This is a genomic window from Geojedonia litorea (genome assembly GCF_042654525.1).
Taxonomy (GTDB): Bacteria; Bacteroidota; Bacteroidia; order Flavobacteriales; family Flavobacteriaceae; genus Geojedonia; species Geojedonia litorea.
In genome coordinates this window covers 99265-117102 of record NZ_JBHSGP010000014.1, presented here as the reverse complement: position 1 = coordinate 117102, position 17838 = coordinate 99265, and the positions used below count along the sequence as shown (strand labels likewise).

The following is a 17838-nucleotide window of genomic DNA, read 5'->3' as shown; positions in this document are numbered from 1 at the left end:
ATTTTAGGCAACAAACTTTGACAATTTCGTGTTTAATAATTGATGATGATTCATTTATTCAGGATTTACTTCGCGATAAAATTGAACATCATTTTCCTGAACTTAAAGTATTAGGAGTTGCCAACTCGGGTGAGAAAGGTATAGAACTCATTCAAAAACACAGTCCCGAATTGGTGTTTTTAGATGTCGAGATGAGTGACATGACCGGTTTTGAAATGCTTTCTAAACTCGAAACCATTAATTTTCAAACAATTTTTATAACCTCATATAACCATTACGCGATAAAAGCTATACGCTTTAATGCCTTGGATTATTTGCTTAAACCATTTGATTTAGGAGAGCTTCAAAATGCGGTTAAACGTTATAAAAAGTTTAGGAATAACGGTAAGCATTCTATTCAACATATGAGTCACGCCCTTAATAATTTTAAGTATAATAATGTTAGTAATCAAGTGTTGACTTTAAAAACACAACAAGGGGTTTTAAGTTTACCATTAAAAGAGATCATTTGCATTAAAGGCGATAGAAATTATAGCATGATTGTTATGTCTAAAGGTAAAACAGAAACCATTTCAAAAACCTTGGGAGATTTGGAGGAGTTGCTAGATGAAAAAGGATTCTTTAGATGCCATAAATCGTTTTTGGTTAATAAAGAACACATTACAAGGCATAATAGTAAAGTTTTACTGTCCAATGAGGCTGTTATACCTGTTTCAAGACGTAAAAAAGTACTGTTTGACGAATGGATGGAATCTCAAAAAGCATTATGAGATGGTTATTTGTCATATGGTGTATTCTTATAGGTTTGGAGACGTATTCACAAGAGGAGACTGTCGTTAAAAGCCCTGGAGTCATTGAAAGGGATTCAATTCTACACAAATTACATACTGATTTAGAGCGTTCACGAAAGCAAGGTGACATAAACGAAGAAATTTTAAGATATGTTGACCTAATCGATTATAGCATAAAGACTTTTGGTTCCAATACAGAAACAAACATCGATGTTCTTAAATTGGAAGGACTGGTCAAAAAAAATGCTCATTTGGAAGCTGCCATCAGGGCAGAACCGTACTTATATAAATTTATGGCTTATTTAAAATATGATCAGCAAAAAATTGACCAAGCCATTAATTATTTATCGAAAAGTATTTCTAAAGCTAAAGAAACCAATCAAGAAAAAATTTATTTACTTTCAAGTATAGAAATGGGTAAAATGCAGGGCTATTTGGACTTCCAAAAGGGCTTGGACATCTTAAATGATTTAGAGGGAGTTGTTTTGGACTTTGACGATCATGAGGTTACAGTTCGACTTTATATGGGCTTTATGGTTATACATCTAATTACGGAGCAATGGGAAAAGGCACTTCATTATAATTTTAAATCGTTATCAGACAGAATATATCCAGCATTCAGCGCGTATAACTACATCATTCGTGCCGAATGTTTCAACCGATTAAATATAAAATTGGATTCTGCTATTTATTATTCAAAAAAGGGGCTGGAAGTGGCAAACTATTATGATATTTTGGTGGAGCAGGTACGGGCCCATTACACCTTAAAAAATACTTATACGCGTTTGGATGATTATAAAAGCGCACTTCATCATTATGAAAAATTATATGAATTTCAGGCCAATGATTACAAAAGAGGTTTTAAAACAGCCAATGAGGTTGGTGAGTTCGTAACAGACTTGATAAAAACAGAGTCTGAATATCAAAATTTACTTTCAGAACAGAAAATTGCAAATCAACGGACGATACTTTGGATAGTTTCATGTGGGCTATTATTGCTTGGTGTTTTGATTATTTATGTGTTCAATCGATTAAAGTTAATTCGCAAACAAAACAAAATCATTGAACGTGAAAAACAGCGTGCCGAGGAATCAGAACGTCATAAGGAGCAATTTTTGGCCAACATGAGCCATGAAATTCGAACCCCGATGCATGCAATTTCAGGCATGCTCAATAACTTGAGACGCCAAACCCATCCACAACACCAGGTTAAATACTTAAATGCCATGAAAGTAAGTGCCGACAATCTCTTGGTTTTACTCAATGATGCTCTCGATATGTCTAAAATTGAATCTGGAAGTTTAGACATCCAAAATGTTGAAATGAATGCCATTGAGATTATTCAGAATGTTGAAAATATTTTTAAGTATAAGGCCGATGAAAAAGGTCTTAAACTGGCTGTCAAAATATCAGATAATTTTCCAATAACAATTATAGGCGATCCAAATCGCTTTAATCAAGTTTTAATAAATTTAGTAAGTAATGCCATTAAGTTTACAGAGAATGGCAGCGTAAACATTAGTTTGTCACAATATGAGGATAAAATGAGAATTGTTGTAGAGGATACGGGAATAGGTATAGCACAAGAAGAAATCGAAATTATTTTTGAATCGTTTAAACAAGGTAACAAGGTTGTTAAAGGGAAAATGGGAGGAACGGGATTAGGGCTTGCCATTTCTAAACAACTTATTGAAATGCAAAATGGAACTATTTGGGTTGAAAGTAAGGTTGGACAAGGAAGCAGATTTTATGTTGAATTACCCTTAACAATTGGCAGTCAAGAGCAGGATGTAAAAACGGCATTTTCTGAATCTAAATTGAAGCAATTAGGTAATGAACTGGAAGGCCTTAAAATACTTATAGCCGAAGATAATGAGTTCAATGTTATGGTAGTAAAAGACGATTTAAACTGGTACATACCCAATGTTGAGCTTACTATTGTGTATGATGGAAACCAAGCAATTGATGCATTTAAAAGCAATAACTATGACCTTGTTTTGATGGATGTACAAATGCCAGAACGAAATGGATATGAAGCAACTAGAGAGATAAGGCGATTGGAGGCCCAAAATCTATCTCAAAAGCCCACACCAATAATAGCAATGACGGCGAGTTTATTAAAGGAGCAGATAGACAAATGCTATGTTGCAGGTATGGATGCTTACATCCCAAAGCCTTATAAACTTGAAGTACTTATTTCTACATTACACAATGTGTTAAAGACATAAAAAAAGCACCCAAGGGGTGCTTTTTATTCCTAAAAACGATTTTGTTTTTCTAATAGTGTTAGATAATGGTTGACTGACCCAAATGAATATTCTTGAAATTAAGATTAGTGTCTTTAGGATTACTAATAAAATCTTCTATAAAATCGCCCACTTTTGTAGTGGTGATATGACTATATTTTGAATTTAAATCTGGGGTTGTAATATGTAATTTCAATGATTTGTCCACACCTTGTTTAATGAGATTAGCTTCTTCAAATAATTGAAAATGTTCAAGTAACATTGCTGCCGATAAAATGGAAGCAATTGGATTGGCAATACCTTTACCAGTAGCTTGTGGGTAAGAACCGTGTATAGGCTCAAAAAGCGCATATTTGTCACCAACAGAAGCCGAGGCCAATAGACCTATCGAACCTCCAATTACACTGGCTTCGTCGCTTATAATATCACCAAACATGTTTTCGGTTAAAATAACATCAAACTGTTTTGGGTTTAATATCATTTGCATGGCGGCATTATCAACAAACAAGAAATCTAAAGACACATCTGGATACTCTAAAGCTATTTCTGTGACTACTTTTCGCCAGAGCCTTGAACTCTCTAGAACATTAGCTTTATCAACTAGAGTTACTTTACCTTTACGGGATTGAGCAGCTTTAAACGCTAAATGTGCAATACGCTCTATTTCAAAACGAGAGTATTCACAAAGATCAGACGAGGTATTTCCATCTTCACTTGTACGTTTTTCTCCAAAATAAATACCACCTGTAAGTTCTCTATAAATACTAATATCAGTACCTTCAATGATACTTTTTTTCAAAGGAGATTTACTCAATAAGGTTTCATAGGCTTTTACAGGTCTGATGTTAGCAAATAAACCAAGTTCTTTCCGCAACTTCAATAAACCTTGCTCTGGACGAACTTTAGCTGATGGGTCATTATCAAACTTTGGGTCACCAATGGCACCAAATAATACAGCGTCGGTATTTTTGCAGAGCTTGAGGGTTTCATCGGGTAATGGGTTTCCACTTTTATCAATAGCAATAGCACCAGCTAGTGCTTCCTTGAATATGAACTTATGATCGAACTCCATAGCAATAGCCTTGAGCACCTTTTTTGCCTGTGCTGTGACTTCTGGACCAATACCATCACCTGGTAATACAGCAATGTTCAATTTCATAGTTATCTTAGTTTTCCTTTTGGGGTTTAATTTTTCTTTATATTTTAAATTCCGTGTAAAACACAATTATCGTTTTAAGCGGAAATAATTTCTTTATAGACTTTACTCGTTTCAATGATGTGATGAATATCGGTATCATCAATTTCTTTTTTCTGATCAGCAAAATTTAAGAAATTGGCGTAAATGTCATCTAATTGTAATTTGGTCAATTCATAGCCTATGTTTTTAGCTCTATAAGCTAATGCGGCACGACCACTTCTTGCCGTTAATACAATAGCCGACTCCGTAACGCCTACATCTTTAGGGTCAATAATCTCATAGGTTTCGCGGTTTTTGATGACTCCATCTTGATGAATACCAGAACTATGAGCAAATGCATTTGCTCCTACAATAGCTTTATTAGGTTGGGTGTAAATGGCCATGCTATCAGAAACTAATTGGCTTATCCCATACAAATATTGGGTGTTGATATTGGTGTCTAAATTTAGATAAGGATGCTGTTTTAAAATCATCACCACTTCTTCAAGGGCTGTGTTTCCAGCACGTTCTCCTATACCATTAATTGTACACTCAATTTGACGAGCACCGTTGATTACGCCTTCTATAGAATTAGCAGTTGCCAAACCTAAATCATTATGACAATGACAAGATAATATCGCTTTTTCAATACCTTTTACATTTTCCATTAGGTATTTCATTTTAGCGCCATACTCACTTGGCAAACAATATCCAGTTGTGTCTGGAATATTAAGTACAGTAGCACCGGCTTTAATGGCTACTTCACAAACGCGAGCTAGATAGTCGTTGTCTGTACGTCCAGCATCTTCTGCATAAAATTCTACATCTTCAACAAAGGATTTAGCATATTTAACAGCGTCATAAGCACGTTGCAAAATGTCTTCTCTATTAGATTTGAACTTAAACTGAATATGTGAATCGGAAGTTCCAATTCCTGTATGAATACGTGGTCGTTTTGCATATTTTAATGCTTCTGCAGCCACTTTAATATCATTTTTTACTGAACGGGTCAATCCACATACCGTGGCGTTTTTTATAATCTTTGAAATTTCTTCAACCGATTTAAAATCACCTGGGCTAGACACAGGAAACCCTGCTTCTATAACATCAACACCTAAATTTTCGAGTTGTTTGGCAATGACTACTTTCTGTTCTGTATTAAGTTTGCAACCTGGTACTTGCTCACCGTCTCTAAGTGTCGTGTCAAAAATTTGTATATTGGAATTGGACATTTCTAAAACTTTTTTTTTCAATTAATTTACTAAGTTATATTTTGGTTTTAGATTAGCGTAACTTTGTTTGGTTCATCTTACGATGTTCAAACAAAAAAAAATCATTTAAACATCTGTTAATCAATATTATAAACGTATTTTTCATTGATAACTAAAGATCAAAAAGACAGTTTATTTTTGCTAGTAAAATCACTAACAAAATCTGAAAAGCGACAATTCAAGCTTTATGTGGGTAGATTAGGGGTTAATGCTGATTCAAAATTTTTGAATTTATTTAATCTTTTGGATAAGTCAAATGTGTACGATGAAACAGCCATTATTAAGAGTGGAATCGTAAAAAAACAACAACTAGCCAATGTCAAGGCACACTTATACAAGCAAATCCTAATCAGCTTAAAACTAAATCCTTCGCATCAAAATATCCGTTCACAAATTAGGGAACAATTGGATTTTGCCTCAATTCTTTACCATAAGGGTTTGTATAAGCAAAGTTTGAAAATTTTAGATAAGGCAAAAGAAACGGCCATTGATCACGAAGAAAAAAATTTGGCCTACGAAATTGTTGAATTAGAAAAGGTTATAGAATCACAATATATAACACGAAGTATAAGTAATCGTGCCGATGAATTATCCATACAGGCAAAGGAGTTGAGTAGACTAAATGTTATTACGAGCAAGCTTTCTAATTTATCGCTTCAGTTGTATGGTATTTTTCTTAAAACGGGTTACGCTAAAAATGAAGAAGAAGCCAATATAATTACTAACTATTTTAATAAACGACTTCCAAATTATACCATTAAAGAACTTGGATTTAGAGAAAAACTGTGGTTGTATAAGGCGCATTTGTGGTACAGTTTTTTAATGCAAGATTTCTTGAATTGCTATAAATATGCCACTAAATGGGTGGATTTATTTTATGAGCATCCTGAAATGATTCAGCTTAATCCAGTGTTTTTTCTCAAGGGAAACAATTATTTGTTAGAGACCTTGTTTCTTCTCAATGATAAAGAAAAGTTTGAGGTTGCCTTAACTAAGATGGATACCATGGTTGCTTCATCGTTATTTCCAAAAGATGAAAATGTTGAATCTTTAGCCTTCCTGTATAAAAGTTTAAATAGTTTAAATCTGCATTTTATAGATGGTAGCTTTAAGGAAGGGCTAAATTTGATTCCAAAAATAGAAAATGAGCTTCAAGATTTTAAAAATAGGATAGATGAGCATCATATTATGACATTTTATTACAAGTTCGCTTGTCTTCATTTTGGCGCTGGAAATAATAGAGAATGTATCGTTTATCTAGATAAAATTATTTCGAATAAAAGTCTATCCATGCGTGAAGATCTCCTGTGTTTTTCAAGAGTATTGAATCTGGTATCACACTACGAAGCTGGTATGGACTATCATTTAGAGTCATTGTTAAAAAGCACTTACAAATTCTTGATAAAAATGAATGACCTTCATGAAGTACAAAAAGAAATGATTGCATTTATCAAAGGTCTTCAGGATATTTATCCTCATGAACTCAAAAACGCTTTTAAAACTCTATTGGAAAAATTAAAGGTATTTGAAGATCACCCCTACGAACGAAGAGCCTTTTTGTATTTAGACATTATTTCATGGTTAGAGAGTAAAATTGAAAATAAACCTGTGGGTGAAATCATCAGAAATAAATATCTATTAAAAAAGGCATGATGAACTTGTTGTTTTCGCAATAATTACTAATTCTGAATAAAAAAGATCAAAAAAATTTGGATTTTAAACTTTTCTAACGCAATATTTGCGCTCACAAAGTTCAATTACTTATTGAAAATGTTATCAAGAAAGGTGGAGGGATTAGACCCGTTGAAGCCTTAGCAACCCTTTATTTATAAAGAAGGTGCTAAATTCTACCCAGTCCAGAATAAAGTTCAGGATCTTATGGATAGATAACACAAGATATTACCTAGAGGTAATTCCAATTTCTTTTTAACATATTTTATTTAAGTACGCTTTTATAGCATTATTGATCTATTGTTTTTAGTTACATGAAAGCACTTAAATTCATATCAATTGATAATTTCACACTAGAAAGTGGTGTTAAATTGCCTTTGCAATTATCCTATCAAACTTTTGGTAAGCCTTTGCACAGTGCTCCCATTGTTTTAGTTAACCATGCACTTACAGGCAATAGTAATGTTGCTGGCGATAATGGTTGGTGGACGGATTTAATTGGTGAAAATAAGGTTATAGACACCAACAGTTATACGGTACTGGCCTTCAATATTCCAGGTAATGGTTACGATGGTTTTGTAATCGAAAATTACAAAGATTTTGTAGCTCGAGATATAGCCAGGATTTTTATAAACGGACTAGAAAAGCTTCAAATCTCTAAACTTTTTGCACTGATTGGTGGCTCTTTAGGTGGTGGAATTGCTTGGGAAATGGCTGTTTTGAAACCTAAATTGGCCGAATACCTAATTCCTGTTGCGACTGATTGGAAGTCGACCGATTGGCTCATTGCCAACTGCCAAATTCAAGAACAGTTTTTGGTCAATTCCAATAATCCAGTTCATGATGCGCGCATGCACGCCATGTTGTGTTACCGCACACCAAAGTCGTTTAAGGAACGCTTTCAACGTAGTAAAAATGATGATCTTGAGATTTTTAATGTTGAAAGTTGGCTACTGCATCACGGTAAGAAATTACAAGAACGCTTTCAGCTTTCGGCGTATAAACTAATGAACCAGTTACTCAAAACCATTGATGTTACCAGAGGAAAAGGTGATAACGTAAATGTGCTGGACATTATTAAATCCAATATTGCCATTGTTGGTGTTGATTCTGATTTGTTTTTCACTGCTGAAGAAAACAGAGAAACACAAAAAAAGCTCGCGGTTTCGCATCCTAATGTGACTTATAGTGAGATTAACTCAGATCATGGTCACGATGCCTTTTTAATTGAATTTGAACAACTTGAAAAAATTATTGAACCCATATTTAGACCAAATTCGGTCAACAAGAGAATGAAAGTATTAAAGTTTGGAGGTAAATCATTAGCCAACGGTGAAGGTCTTGAACGATCAATAACAATTATAAAAAGCAAGGTAGAGGCAGGCGAAAAAATAGCCGTCGTTGTTTCGGCCAGAGGAAATGCCACAGATGATTTGGAAGACCTCTTAAAAAGAGCATCAAAAAAGAAATCATACACAGAGGACTTTGAAGCTTTTAAAGCTTACCAAACTGCGCCATTACCTTCGATAGATTTTAAAGAAGAATTTTTGGCCTTAGAAAATATTTTTCAAGGCGTGCAATTGTTAGGCGATTACAGTGATAAGGTTAAAAATGAAGTTTTGGCTTATGGTGAGCTTTTATCAGTGAAATTAATATCGGCATTATTGCTTCAGAGCGGTGTAAAGGCAAATGCCACTGATGCCAGAACCTTGATAAAAACTGAAGGCGATTTCAACAGTTCGAAGCCTATACAAAATATTTCAAAAGAGAAGGTAAGGGCGCATTTTAAAACCTTTAATGGAGACATTGTAAATATTGTCACCGGTTTTATAGCTTCTAACAGAGATAACGAGACTACAACTTTAGGTCGTAATGGTAGTAATTATTCAGCGGCTTTATTAGCGAATTATTTAGATGCTGAAGAGTTACAAAATTTTACACATGTTAATGGCATATATACTGCTAATCCAGATTTGGTTGCTGATGCTCAAAAAATAAGAGAATTGTCTTTTAGCGAAGCAAATGAACTGGCTAATTTTGGGACGACCATATTACATGCCAAGACCATAATTCCTTTAGTTGAAAAAAATATCAACCTTAGAATTTTAAACACCTTCAATCCTGATGACGAAGGTACACTTATTACCGCTCGACCAAGCAATAAGGAAGTTACCTCGTTGTCGGTATTAGATAATGTGGCACTCTTAAATTTAGAAGGACGTGGCCTTTTGGGTAAAGTTGGTGTTGACGCACGTATTTTTAAAGCTTTGAGCAATCAGGATATAAGTGTGAGCATTATTTCTCAAGGGTCTTCAGAGCGTGGCATTGGGCTGATTATTGATGCCAATAAGGCGACTCGAGCCGTTATAGCCTTAGAACGAGAATTTGAAAACGACTTCTATTCTCAAGATGTCAATAAAATTGATGTGATAGACGACGTCTCTGTTATTTCTATAATAGGAATTGAATTGAGTTCGTTCCATAAGCCATTCAATGCTCTAATTAAAAACCAGATTACTCCACTTTTGTTCAATAATACGGTGACTGGTCGTAATGTGAGTTTAGTGGTTAAGAAGGACCAACTTCATAAAGCTGTGAATGTAATTCATGGTGAAATATTCGGGATTTCTAAAAAGATCAATATTGCCATTTTTGGTCATGGACTTGTGGGTGGAGCGTTAATAAATCAAATTTTGAAATCTAAAGATGAAATTGAACGCCGAAAAGCAATCAATTTAAACATTTTTGCCATAGCCAATTCAAAACAGTTGGTGTTAAATAAAAAAGGAATTTCCAAAAATTGGAAAGAAGACTTGCAGAAGTCATCTCAACCTTATACTATTCAGGATATTATTGATTATGCTAAAGTGCATCATTTGGAAAATTTAATTGCGGTTGATAATACGGCAAGTTCTGAATTTTATCAAAATTATATTCCACTGGTTGAAGAAGGTTTCGATTTAGTGTCTTCAAATAAAATTGCTAACACGATTTCACATTCATTTTATACCATTTTACGCGATAAATTAAAAGACAACAACAAAAATTATTTATACGAAACTACGGTGGGTGCTGGCTTACCTCTCATTGATACCATAAAGCTGCTTCATGAATCTGGTGAAAATATTACACGTATTAGAGGTGTGTTTTCAGGAACTTTAAGTTATCTGTTCAATAACTTTTCTGTTCAAGACAAACCCTTTAGTACAATTGTTCAGGAAACAATAGATAAAGGATTTACAGAGCCTGACCCAAGAGAAGATTTTTCTGGCAATGATGTGGCCAGAAAGTTATTAATCCTCGCAAGAGAACTAGATTTGCATAATGAATTTGAAGATGTACAGGTTGAAAATCTAATTCCTGAAGCCTATCAAAATATTCCAACTGAAGATTTTTTGAAACAGTTACATGTTTTGGATGACAAGTATCAAGCTATAAAAGAAAAACAACAGGAAGATCACGTATTAAGATATGTGGGAGATTTGTCGGGTGACCTTTCAAAAGATAAAGGGAATTTAGAAGTGAAGTTGGTGTCTATTCCTGAAGATAGTACTTTAGGCCATGTTAAAGGTTCTGATGCTATTTTTGAGATTTTTACAGAATCGTATGGTGAACAACCTATTGTGATTCAAGGTGCCGGTGCCGGTGCTGAGGTGACTGCACGAGGCGTTTTTGGAGACATTTTAAGATTGTCAAAACATATCAATTAATGTCAGGCCAACCATGTCACCCTGAGCTTGTCGAAGGGTAGTCGAGAACATTTATAACTTAAATTATGAGTAAAGAAAAACATTTTGAAACCGAAGCCATAAGAGCACAATTAGAACGCACACAGTTTACAGAGCATAGCGTTCCATTATATCTAACCTCTAGTTTTTTATTCGATGACGCTGAAGATATGCGAGCGTCGTTTGCTGAAGAAAAAGAGCGTAACATCTATAGTCGATTTACCAACCCAAATACCTCTGAATTTGTTGATAAAATGTGCAAATTGGAAGGTGCTGAAGCTGGTTATGCATTTGCAACAGGAATGGCGGCTGTGTTTTCAACCTTTGCTGCCTTACTGAATTCTGGTGATCACATTGTGTCTGCGCGAAGTGTCTTTGGTTCAACGCATACCTTGTTCACAAAATATCTTCCTAAATGGAATATAGAAACTAGCTATTTTAAGGTTAATGAAGTTGATTCTATAGAGAGCTTAATTCAACCCAACACCAAAATTTTATACGCAGAAACACCTACAAATCCAGCAGTGGATATACTCGACTTGGAGCGACTAGGCAGCATTGCCAAAAAACACAATCTATTGTTGGTCATTGATAACTGTTTTGCAACACCATATTTACAAAACCCAATTCAATTTGGCGCAGATTTGGTTATCCATTCGGCGACAAAACTTATTGATGGTCAAGGGCGGGTTCTAGGTGGTGTTACTGTTGGAAGCGAGGATTTGATTCGGGAAATCTATTTGTTTTCACGTAATACAGGTCCGGCCTTGTCACCTTTTAATGCTTGGGTGCTTTCAAAAAGTTTGGAAACTTTAGCTGTTCGCGTGGATCGCCATTGTGAAAATGCAATTAAAGTAGCCGAATATTTAGAAAGTCATTCTAAAGTGAATTTGGTGAGATACCCGTTTTTAAAATCACATCCTCAATATGAAATCGCTAAAAAGCAGATGAAACTAGGAGGCAATGTCGTTGCATTTGAAATTAAAGGTGGGGTAGAAGCTGGTCGAAAGTTTTTAGATGCCATCACCATGTGTTCGCTTTCTGCTAACCTTGGCGATACTAGAACTATTGTTACACATCCAGCGTCTACAACGCATAGTAAGTTAAGTGAAGACGACCGGTTGGAAGTTGGTATTACCGATGGTTTAGTAAGAGTTTCAGTAGGATTGGAACATGTTGATGATATTATTGCAGATTTAAATCAGGCATTACAATAAAATCAAAAAATAAGTATCTTTGGGGATGCTTTCGAAAAAAACAAAATACGGCCTAAAGGCTATGACTTATTTGGCAAGACAGGAAAATAATCAGCCTGTTCAAATTGGAGTTATTTCAAAAAGTGAGAACATTTCACAAAAATTCTTGGAGAGTATTTTGTTAACCTTAAGAAAAAACGGGTTTTTAGGCTCGAAAAAAGGTAAAGGCGGAGGTTACTACCTTTTAAAGGATCCAAAAGATATTAAAATGTCGGCGGTGATGCGTATTCTAGAAGGCCCAATTGCTATGGTGCCTTGTGTGAGTTTGAATTTTTACGAAACTTGCGATGATTGCCCCGATGAGAATGCCTGTGCCGTTCATAATTTAATGATTGAGGTGAGAGACAGCACTTTAAATATCTTTAATAATAGGTCTTTAGCCGATTTAATCTAAAATTTAACGTAAAAAGCTATGGTCGTTTCAATAATAATTCTAAATTTGCATTTATATCCTAGTAAACCGATAGGATAATAGGACTAATAATAAAACCATTATGATAAAACAGAATATTGACATTGAATTTTGGAACAAACAACTTCGCGATAAAACACCTGACGAAATCGTGCAATGGGCTTTAAGCATCACCGATAACCGAATTGTAACTACAAGTTTCGGTATCTACTCTGCGGTACTCTTAAGTACAATGTCCAGACATGATAAAAATATCAAAGTGATTTGGTGCGATACTCTATTTAACCAGCCTAGTACCTATGAACATGCTGCCAATTTGATTGGGAAATTCAATTTAAATGTTCATCAATACAAATCTTTAAAAACCAAAGAAGAAATCGATGCCACTATTGGCTTACCTAGTTTGGAAAACGATAACCATTCTCAATTTTCAGAAGTGGTGAAATTAGAACCGTTTAGAAGAGCTTTAAAAGAGCATCAACCCGATTTATGGTTTACTAACATTAGAGTTCGTCAAACCGAATATAGAAACAAGAAAGACATCTTAAGTTTTAGCAAAGATGGTATTTTAAAAGTGAGTCCGTTTTATTATTGGACTGATTATGATTTAGATAATTATTTAGAAGTACACGGTTTACCAAAAAACCAAGACTACTTCGATCCTATAAAAGCATTAAAAAACCGAGAGTGTGGTATACACTTACAATAAAATAAGACCGTGCAAAGTTTTAGAACCGAAATAGAAAATCCGGTAGTTCAAAAGGATATTATTGAATTAGAACGAAAAATTCGTTTATTTAAAGAAGGGCGAATTGATGAAGAACGTTTTAGAAGTCTGCGTTTGGCCAGAGGAGTTTACGGGCAACGTCAGGAAGGCGTTCAAATGATTCGAATTAAATTGCCCTACGGAAAAGTTACCAGAGACCAATTGTTGCGCATTGCAGATGTATCTGATGAGTTTTCAACGGGCCGACTGCATATCACTACACGTCAAGATATTCAAATTCACTACGTGAGTTTGGATCGTACTCCAGAGCTTTGGGCTCAACTGGAAAAGGATGATGTTACACTTCGTGAAGCTTGTGGTAATACGGTGAGAAATGTAACGGCAAGTGAAACTGCCGGTATTGATGTGAACGAGCCATTTGATGTATCACCCTATGCTCATGCCGTGTTTCAATTCTTTTTAAGAAATCCTATTTGTCAGGAAATGGGTCGAAAATTCAAAATTTCATTTTCGGCAACTGATGATGATAGCGCCTTAAGCTATATACATGATTTAGGATTTATTCCAAAAATTGAAAATGGTGAACGTGGTTTTAAAGTAATGCTTGGTGGCGGATTAGGTTCTCAACCAAGACATGCCGATGTGTTATATGAATTTCTTCCAACAGAAAAAATTATTCCTGTTACCGAAAGTGTGCTGCGTATTTTCGACAGACATGGGGAGCGCACTAAAAGATTGAAAGCAAGAATGAAGTTTTTGATTAAGGATATTGGTTTAGATAATTTTATTGCTTTAATCAATGAAGAAAGTAAAGCCTTGTCACATCAAGAAGTTACAATTGATACCGCTCAATTTGATGCCCCAATTAAGGTTTCAGAACGAGCAGTTCCTGAAGTCACTATTGATTCAAACGAATTTGAGGCTTGGAAAACATCTAATGTGATTGCACAAAAGCAAGAGGGCTTATTTGCCATTGGAATAAAAGTAAATTTGGGTGATTTTTCAACTGAAAAAGCACGACAATTGGCGCATTTAATAAAAAATTATGCTGCAGATGAACTACGATTCTCTCTGCGACAAAACATTTTAATTCGTCATGTAAAAGAAGCATCATTACCATTCTTTTATCAGGAATTAAAAACTTTAGGTTTTACGCAGCTGGGTTATAACTCTACAGCAGATATTACGGCTTGCCCTGGAACAGACACTTGTAATTTAGGGATTGCAAGTAGTACAGGACTTGCTACCGAGTTGGAACGTGTTTTATTAGAAGAATATCCGCACTACCAAAATAATACTGAAATAACCATAAAAATTAGTGGTTGTATGAATGCTTGTGGTCAACACAATATGGCACATATTGGATTTCAAGGAATGTCTATTCGAACCAAAGACAAACGAGTGGCACCAGCTGTACAGGTATTACTTGGTGGAGGAGTTCTCGGAAATGGTCAGGGACGTTTTGCTGATAAGGTAATTAAACTTCCGGCTAAACGCGGGCCTCAAGCTTTAAGAACCCTATTAGATGATTTTAAAGTAAATGCCAATGATAATGAGTCTTTTTTAGACTATTACGATAGAAAGGAACAACGCTATTTTTACGACATTTTGGTAAATTTGTCTGACGTTGAAAATTTAACCGATAGTGATTTTATAGATTGGGGAAATTCGTCCAACTATATTCAAGCCGTTGGTGTTGGTGAATGTGCAGGCGTAGTTATAGATTTGGTTCAGACCTTATTATTAGAAGCCAAAGAAAAACTGGATTTAGCAAGTGATGCTTTTGAAGACCAAAAATGGTCTGATGCTATTTATCATACCTATACGGCATTTGTAAACGGAGCCAAAGCTTTGTTATTATCTGAAAACGTGAGCACAAATACGCAGGCCAATATCATAAGCCAATTTGATGAAACTTTTGTTGATGCTGGTAAGATCAGTTTGAATACAAGCTTTCATGATTTGGTATATCAAATCAAACAAAATGAACCTACCGAAGCATTTGCGAGACATTATGCGGATTTATCGGTTAGCTTTTTTGATACAATTGAAACTTTTAGAACCCAAGAATTAGTCAATGTCTAAAGAATATATCATACCAAAGTTAACCGTGGTAGGGGCAGGTCCTGGAGATCCAGAATTGATCACGCTTAAAGCCATAAAAACTATTGAAGCGGCCAATGTAATTTTATATGACGCGCTCATTAATGAAGTGTTATTGGACTATGCGTCTCCAAATGCTGAACTCATTTTTGTAGGAAAGCGAAAAGGATGTTATGCCTATCAACAAGAGCAAATTAATGAGTTAATAGTGTCTAGGGCAAAAAGTCATGGGCATGTGGTACGTTTAAAAGGAGGCGATCCATTTGTTTTTGGTCGCGGTGCGGAAGAAATTGATTATGCCAAACAATTTGGCATTGAGACCTACATGGTTCCTGGTATCTCATCAGCCTTGGCGGTTCCGGCTTATCAAGGTATTCCGTTGACTAAACGAGGAAGTTCAGAAAGTTTTTGGGTCATTACAGGAACAACAAAAGCGCATCAAATCTCGTCTGATATTAATTTGGCAGCCAAATCAACAGCAACCATTGTAATCTTGATGGGAATGGGGAAATTAGATCAGATTATGGAAATTTTTGCTTCAGAAGGAAAACAACAAACTTCGGTAGCAATTATTCAAAATGGAACAACAAAAGAAGAAAAAATAGGATTGGGAACAGTTGAAACTATCTGTGAAATTGTAAAAGCGCAACAGCTCTCAAATCCAGCCATTATTGTTATTGGCGAAGTAGTGAGACAACGCACGAAATTAAATTCAATATGTAATGAAGTGAATGATTATTCGGGCTATTTATCAGAATCACATTAAATGAAAACAAATGCAAGAACGAAATAATCTATATCCAATTTTTTTAAAAGCACAACGTCTTCACATTCTTATTGTTGGAGGTGGAAGCGTCGCTGAAGAAAAGTTACACTTCTTGCTAAAGTCAAGCCCCGATGCTAAAGTGACACTTGTAGCACCAATGTTTAGAGAAAACACGTTGAATTTAGCCAAGCAATTTAATGTTGAAGTGGTTGAAGATTATTATAACAGGACCTATTTAAATGGAAAACATCTTGTAATTGCCACCACTAATCAACCAGATATAAATATTGAAGTGTATAATGATTGTAGAGCCCAAAATATTTTGGTTAATGTAGCTGATAATCCACCATATTGTGATTTTTATATGGGTGGAATTGTGACCAAAGGCAATGTTAAAATAGCGATTTCAACTAATGGTAAATCGCCTACAACCGCTAAACGCTTACGTCAATTTTTTGAAGACGTGATACCAGAACATATTGATGATTTGGTGAAAAATTTAAATGAATACAGAAAAACGATAAAAGGTGATTTTGAAGAGAAAGTGCAAACACTCAATGAATTCACCAAAGGATTAATTAACAAAAAAGAAGCCCACCATGATTAAAACAGATATACTCATCATAGGAGCAGGACCAACAGGATTATTTACGGTATTTGAAGCTGGATTATTAAAATTAAGATGCCATTTAATTGACGCATTGCCACAACCAGGAGGGCAATGTTCTGAAATATACCCTAAAAAACCTATTTATGATATTCCTGGTTTCCCAGAAATATTGGCGGGCGATTTAACTAAAAACCTATTAGAACAAGGCAAACAGTTCAAGCCAGGTTTTACATTGGGCGAACGCGCCGAGACTATTGAGAAGCAAACCGATGGAAGTTTTATTGTAACCACAAATAAAGGCACACAACACCATGCGCCAATTGTGGCAATTGCTGGAGGTCTAGGCTCATTTGAACCAAGAAAGCCATTAATTGAAAATATTGCTTACTACGAAGATCGCGGTGTGGAGTATTTCATTAAGGACCCGGAAGTATATCGCGACAAAAAAGTAGTAATTTCTGGTGGTGGAGACTCTGCATTAGATTGGAGCATCTTTTTGGCAGATGTAGCTTCTGAAGTTACTTTAGTTCACCGACGAAATGAGTTCAGAGGTGCTTTAGATTCTGTTGAAAAAGTTCAGGAATTAAAATTACTCGGAAAAATAAATCTTGTAACACCAGCCGAAGTTACTGCCTTGCATGGCAATAAAAAATTAGATGGTGTAACGATTACTTCAGGAGATGAAAAAATCCTTTTAGAAGCAGATCATTTTATTCCATTATTCGGGTTGTCTCCAAAACTTGGTCCTATTGGTGATTGGGGACTTGAAATCGAAAAAAATGCCATTAAAGTGGATACATTAGATTACCAAACCAATATCCCTGGAGTATTTGCCATTGGTGATGTTAACACCTACGAAGGCAAGCTAAAATTGATTCTTTGTGGTTTTCATGAAGCTACGTTAATGTGTCAATCAGCTTATAAAATCATAAATCCAGGTAAGAAGTATGTGTTGAAATATACAACGGTTAGTGGTATAGATGGGTTCGATGGTACACGAAAAGAAGCACCTAAAGCAGTAGTTCAAGCTATAAATTAACGTTTAATTTTGACTTAAATTAAGATTAAAAATTAATTTTG

The 17838-nt window shown here is 35.1% G+C and carries 13 protein-coding genes and 1 riboswitch; of the genes, 11 read left to right on the top strand and 2 right to left on the bottom strand.

Annotation, left to right across the window (positions count from 1 at the left end; all coding sequences use genetic code 11):
• Positions 1 to 17 precede the first annotated feature (17 nt).
• Positions 18 to 770: a LytR/AlgR family response regulator transcription factor gene (locus ACFO5O_RS08605; protein ID WP_387962837.1), complete on the top strand. Its 753-nt coding sequence runs from the start codon at positions 18 to 20 to the stop codon at positions 768 to 770.
• Entirely contained in the window at positions 767 to 3019 is a 2253-nt protein-coding gene (locus ACFO5O_RS08600; RefSeq protein WP_387962835.1) for a tetratricopeptide repeat-containing hybrid sensor histidine kinase/response regulator, read from the top strand. Before ACFO5O_RS08605 ends, ACFO5O_RS08600 begins: the two co-directional genes overlap by 4 nt.
• 58 nt (positions 3020 to 3077) lie before the next feature.
• Here ACFO5O_RS08600 and leuB read toward each other — a convergent pair whose 3' ends face one another.
• Positions 3078 to 4196 carry a 3-isopropylmalate dehydrogenase gene (gene leuB / locus ACFO5O_RS08595; RefSeq protein WP_387962833.1) on the bottom strand — a complete coding sequence of 373 codons (1119 nt, stop codon included), beginning with the start codon at positions 4194 to 4196 and terminating at the stop codon, positions 3078 to 3080.
• Positions 4197 to 4270: 74 nt separating this feature from the next.
• Positions 4271 to 5446 (bottom strand): 2-isopropylmalate synthase, encoded by a 1176-nt coding sequence (locus tag ACFO5O_RS08590; RefSeq protein WP_387965099.1) that lies wholly within the window; start codon positions 5444 to 5446, stop codon positions 4271 to 4273.
• Positions 5447 to 5593: 147 nt separating this feature from the next.
• Between ACFO5O_RS08590 and ACFO5O_RS08585 the strand changes: the two genes are divergently transcribed.
• From ACFO5O_RS08585 to ACFO5O_RS08545, 9 genes are all read left to right on the top strand, one after another.
• Positions 5594 to 7138, top strand: coding sequence for a hypothetical protein (locus ACFO5O_RS08585; protein WP_387965097.1), 1545 nt, complete (start codon positions 5594 to 5596; stop codon positions 7136 to 7138).
• 117 nt (positions 7139 to 7255) lie between these two features.
• A riboswitch (SAM riboswitch) is annotated at positions 7256 to 7378 on the top strand.
• A gap of 92 nt (positions 7379 to 7470) precedes the next feature.
• Positions 7471 to 10866: a bifunctional aspartate kinase/homoserine dehydrogenase I gene (gene thrA / locus ACFO5O_RS08580; RefSeq protein ID WP_387962831.1), complete on the top strand. Its 3396-nt coding sequence runs from the start codon at positions 7471 to 7473 to the stop codon at positions 10864 to 10866.
• A gap of 65 nt (positions 10867 to 10931) precedes the next feature.
• Entirely contained in the window at positions 10932 to 12101 is a 1170-nt protein-coding gene (locus ACFO5O_RS08575; protein ID WP_387962829.1) for an O-succinylhomoserine sulfhydrylase, read from the top strand.
• Between the two features lie 25 nt (positions 12102 to 12126).
• A complete protein-coding gene (locus ACFO5O_RS08570; RefSeq protein ID WP_387962828.1) occupies positions 12127 to 12534 on the top strand; it encodes an RrF2 family transcriptional regulator in 408 nt (135 codons plus the stop codon).
• Positions 12535 to 12634: 100 nt separating this feature from the next.
• On the top strand, positions 12635 to 13261 hold the full coding sequence (locus ACFO5O_RS08565) for a phosphoadenosine phosphosulfate reductase domain-containing protein (protein ID WP_387962826.1): 627 nt from the start codon (positions 12635 to 12637) through the stop codon (positions 13259 to 13261).
• Between the two features lie 9 nt (positions 13262 to 13270).
• Positions 13271 to 15364: a HEPN domain-containing protein gene (locus tag ACFO5O_RS08560; RefSeq protein ID WP_387962824.1), complete on the top strand. Its 2094-nt coding sequence runs from the start codon at positions 13271 to 13273 to the stop codon at positions 15362 to 15364.
• Positions 15357 to 16148 (top strand): uroporphyrinogen-III C-methyltransferase, encoded by a 792-nt coding sequence (gene cobA / locus ACFO5O_RS08555; protein ID WP_387962822.1) that lies wholly within the window; start codon positions 15357 to 15359, stop codon positions 16146 to 16148. The genes ACFO5O_RS08560 and cobA overlap by 8 nt, the downstream gene beginning before the upstream one ends.
• A gap of 10 nt (positions 16149 to 16158) precedes the next feature.
• On the top strand, positions 16159 to 16755 hold the full coding sequence (locus ACFO5O_RS08550) for a precorrin-2 dehydrogenase/sirohydrochlorin ferrochelatase family protein (RefSeq protein WP_387962820.1): 597 nt from the start codon (positions 16159 to 16161) through the stop codon (positions 16753 to 16755).
• Entirely contained in the window at positions 16748 to 17797 is a 1050-nt protein-coding gene (locus ACFO5O_RS08545; protein WP_387962818.1) for an NAD(P)/FAD-dependent oxidoreductase, read from the top strand. Before ACFO5O_RS08550 ends, ACFO5O_RS08545 begins: the two co-directional genes overlap by 8 nt.
• The last annotated feature ends 41 nt before the right edge of the window (positions 17798 to 17838 follow it).

Coding starts and splice junctions, on each gene's coding strand:
- ACFO5O_RS08570 (WP_387962828.1), top strand. CDS start 12,127: ATGCTTTCGAAAAAAACAAAATACGGCCTAAAGGCTATGACTTATTTG.
- ACFO5O_RS08590 (WP_387965099.1), bottom strand. CDS start 5,446: ATGTCCAATTCCAATATACAAATTTTTGACACGACACTTAGAGACGGT.
- ACFO5O_RS08550 (WP_387962820.1), top strand. CDS start 16,159: ATGCAAGAACGAAATAATCTATATCCAATTTTTTTAAAAGCACAACGT.
- ACFO5O_RS08545 (WP_387962818.1), top strand. CDS start 16,748: ATGATTAAAACAGATATACTCATCATAGGAGCAGGACCAACAGGATTA.
- ACFO5O_RS08575 (WP_387962829.1), top strand. CDS start 10,932: ATGAGTAAAGAAAAACATTTTGAAACCGAAGCCATAAGAGCACAATTA.
- ACFO5O_RS08565 (WP_387962826.1), top strand. CDS start 12,635: ATGATAAAACAGAATATTGACATTGAATTTTGGAACAAACAACTTCGC.
- ACFO5O_RS08600 (WP_387962835.1), top strand. CDS start 767: ATGAGATGGTTATTTGTCATATGGTGTATTCTTATAGGTTTGGAGACG.
- leuB (WP_387962833.1), bottom strand. CDS start 4,196: ATGAAATTGAACATTGCTGTATTACCAGGTGATGGTATTGGTCCAGAA.
- thrA (WP_387962831.1), top strand. CDS start 7,471: ATGAAAGCACTTAAATTCATATCAATTGATAATTTCACACTAGAAAGT.
- cobA (WP_387962822.1), top strand. CDS start 15,357: ATGTCTAAAGAATATATCATACCAAAGTTAACCGTGGTAGGGGCAGGT.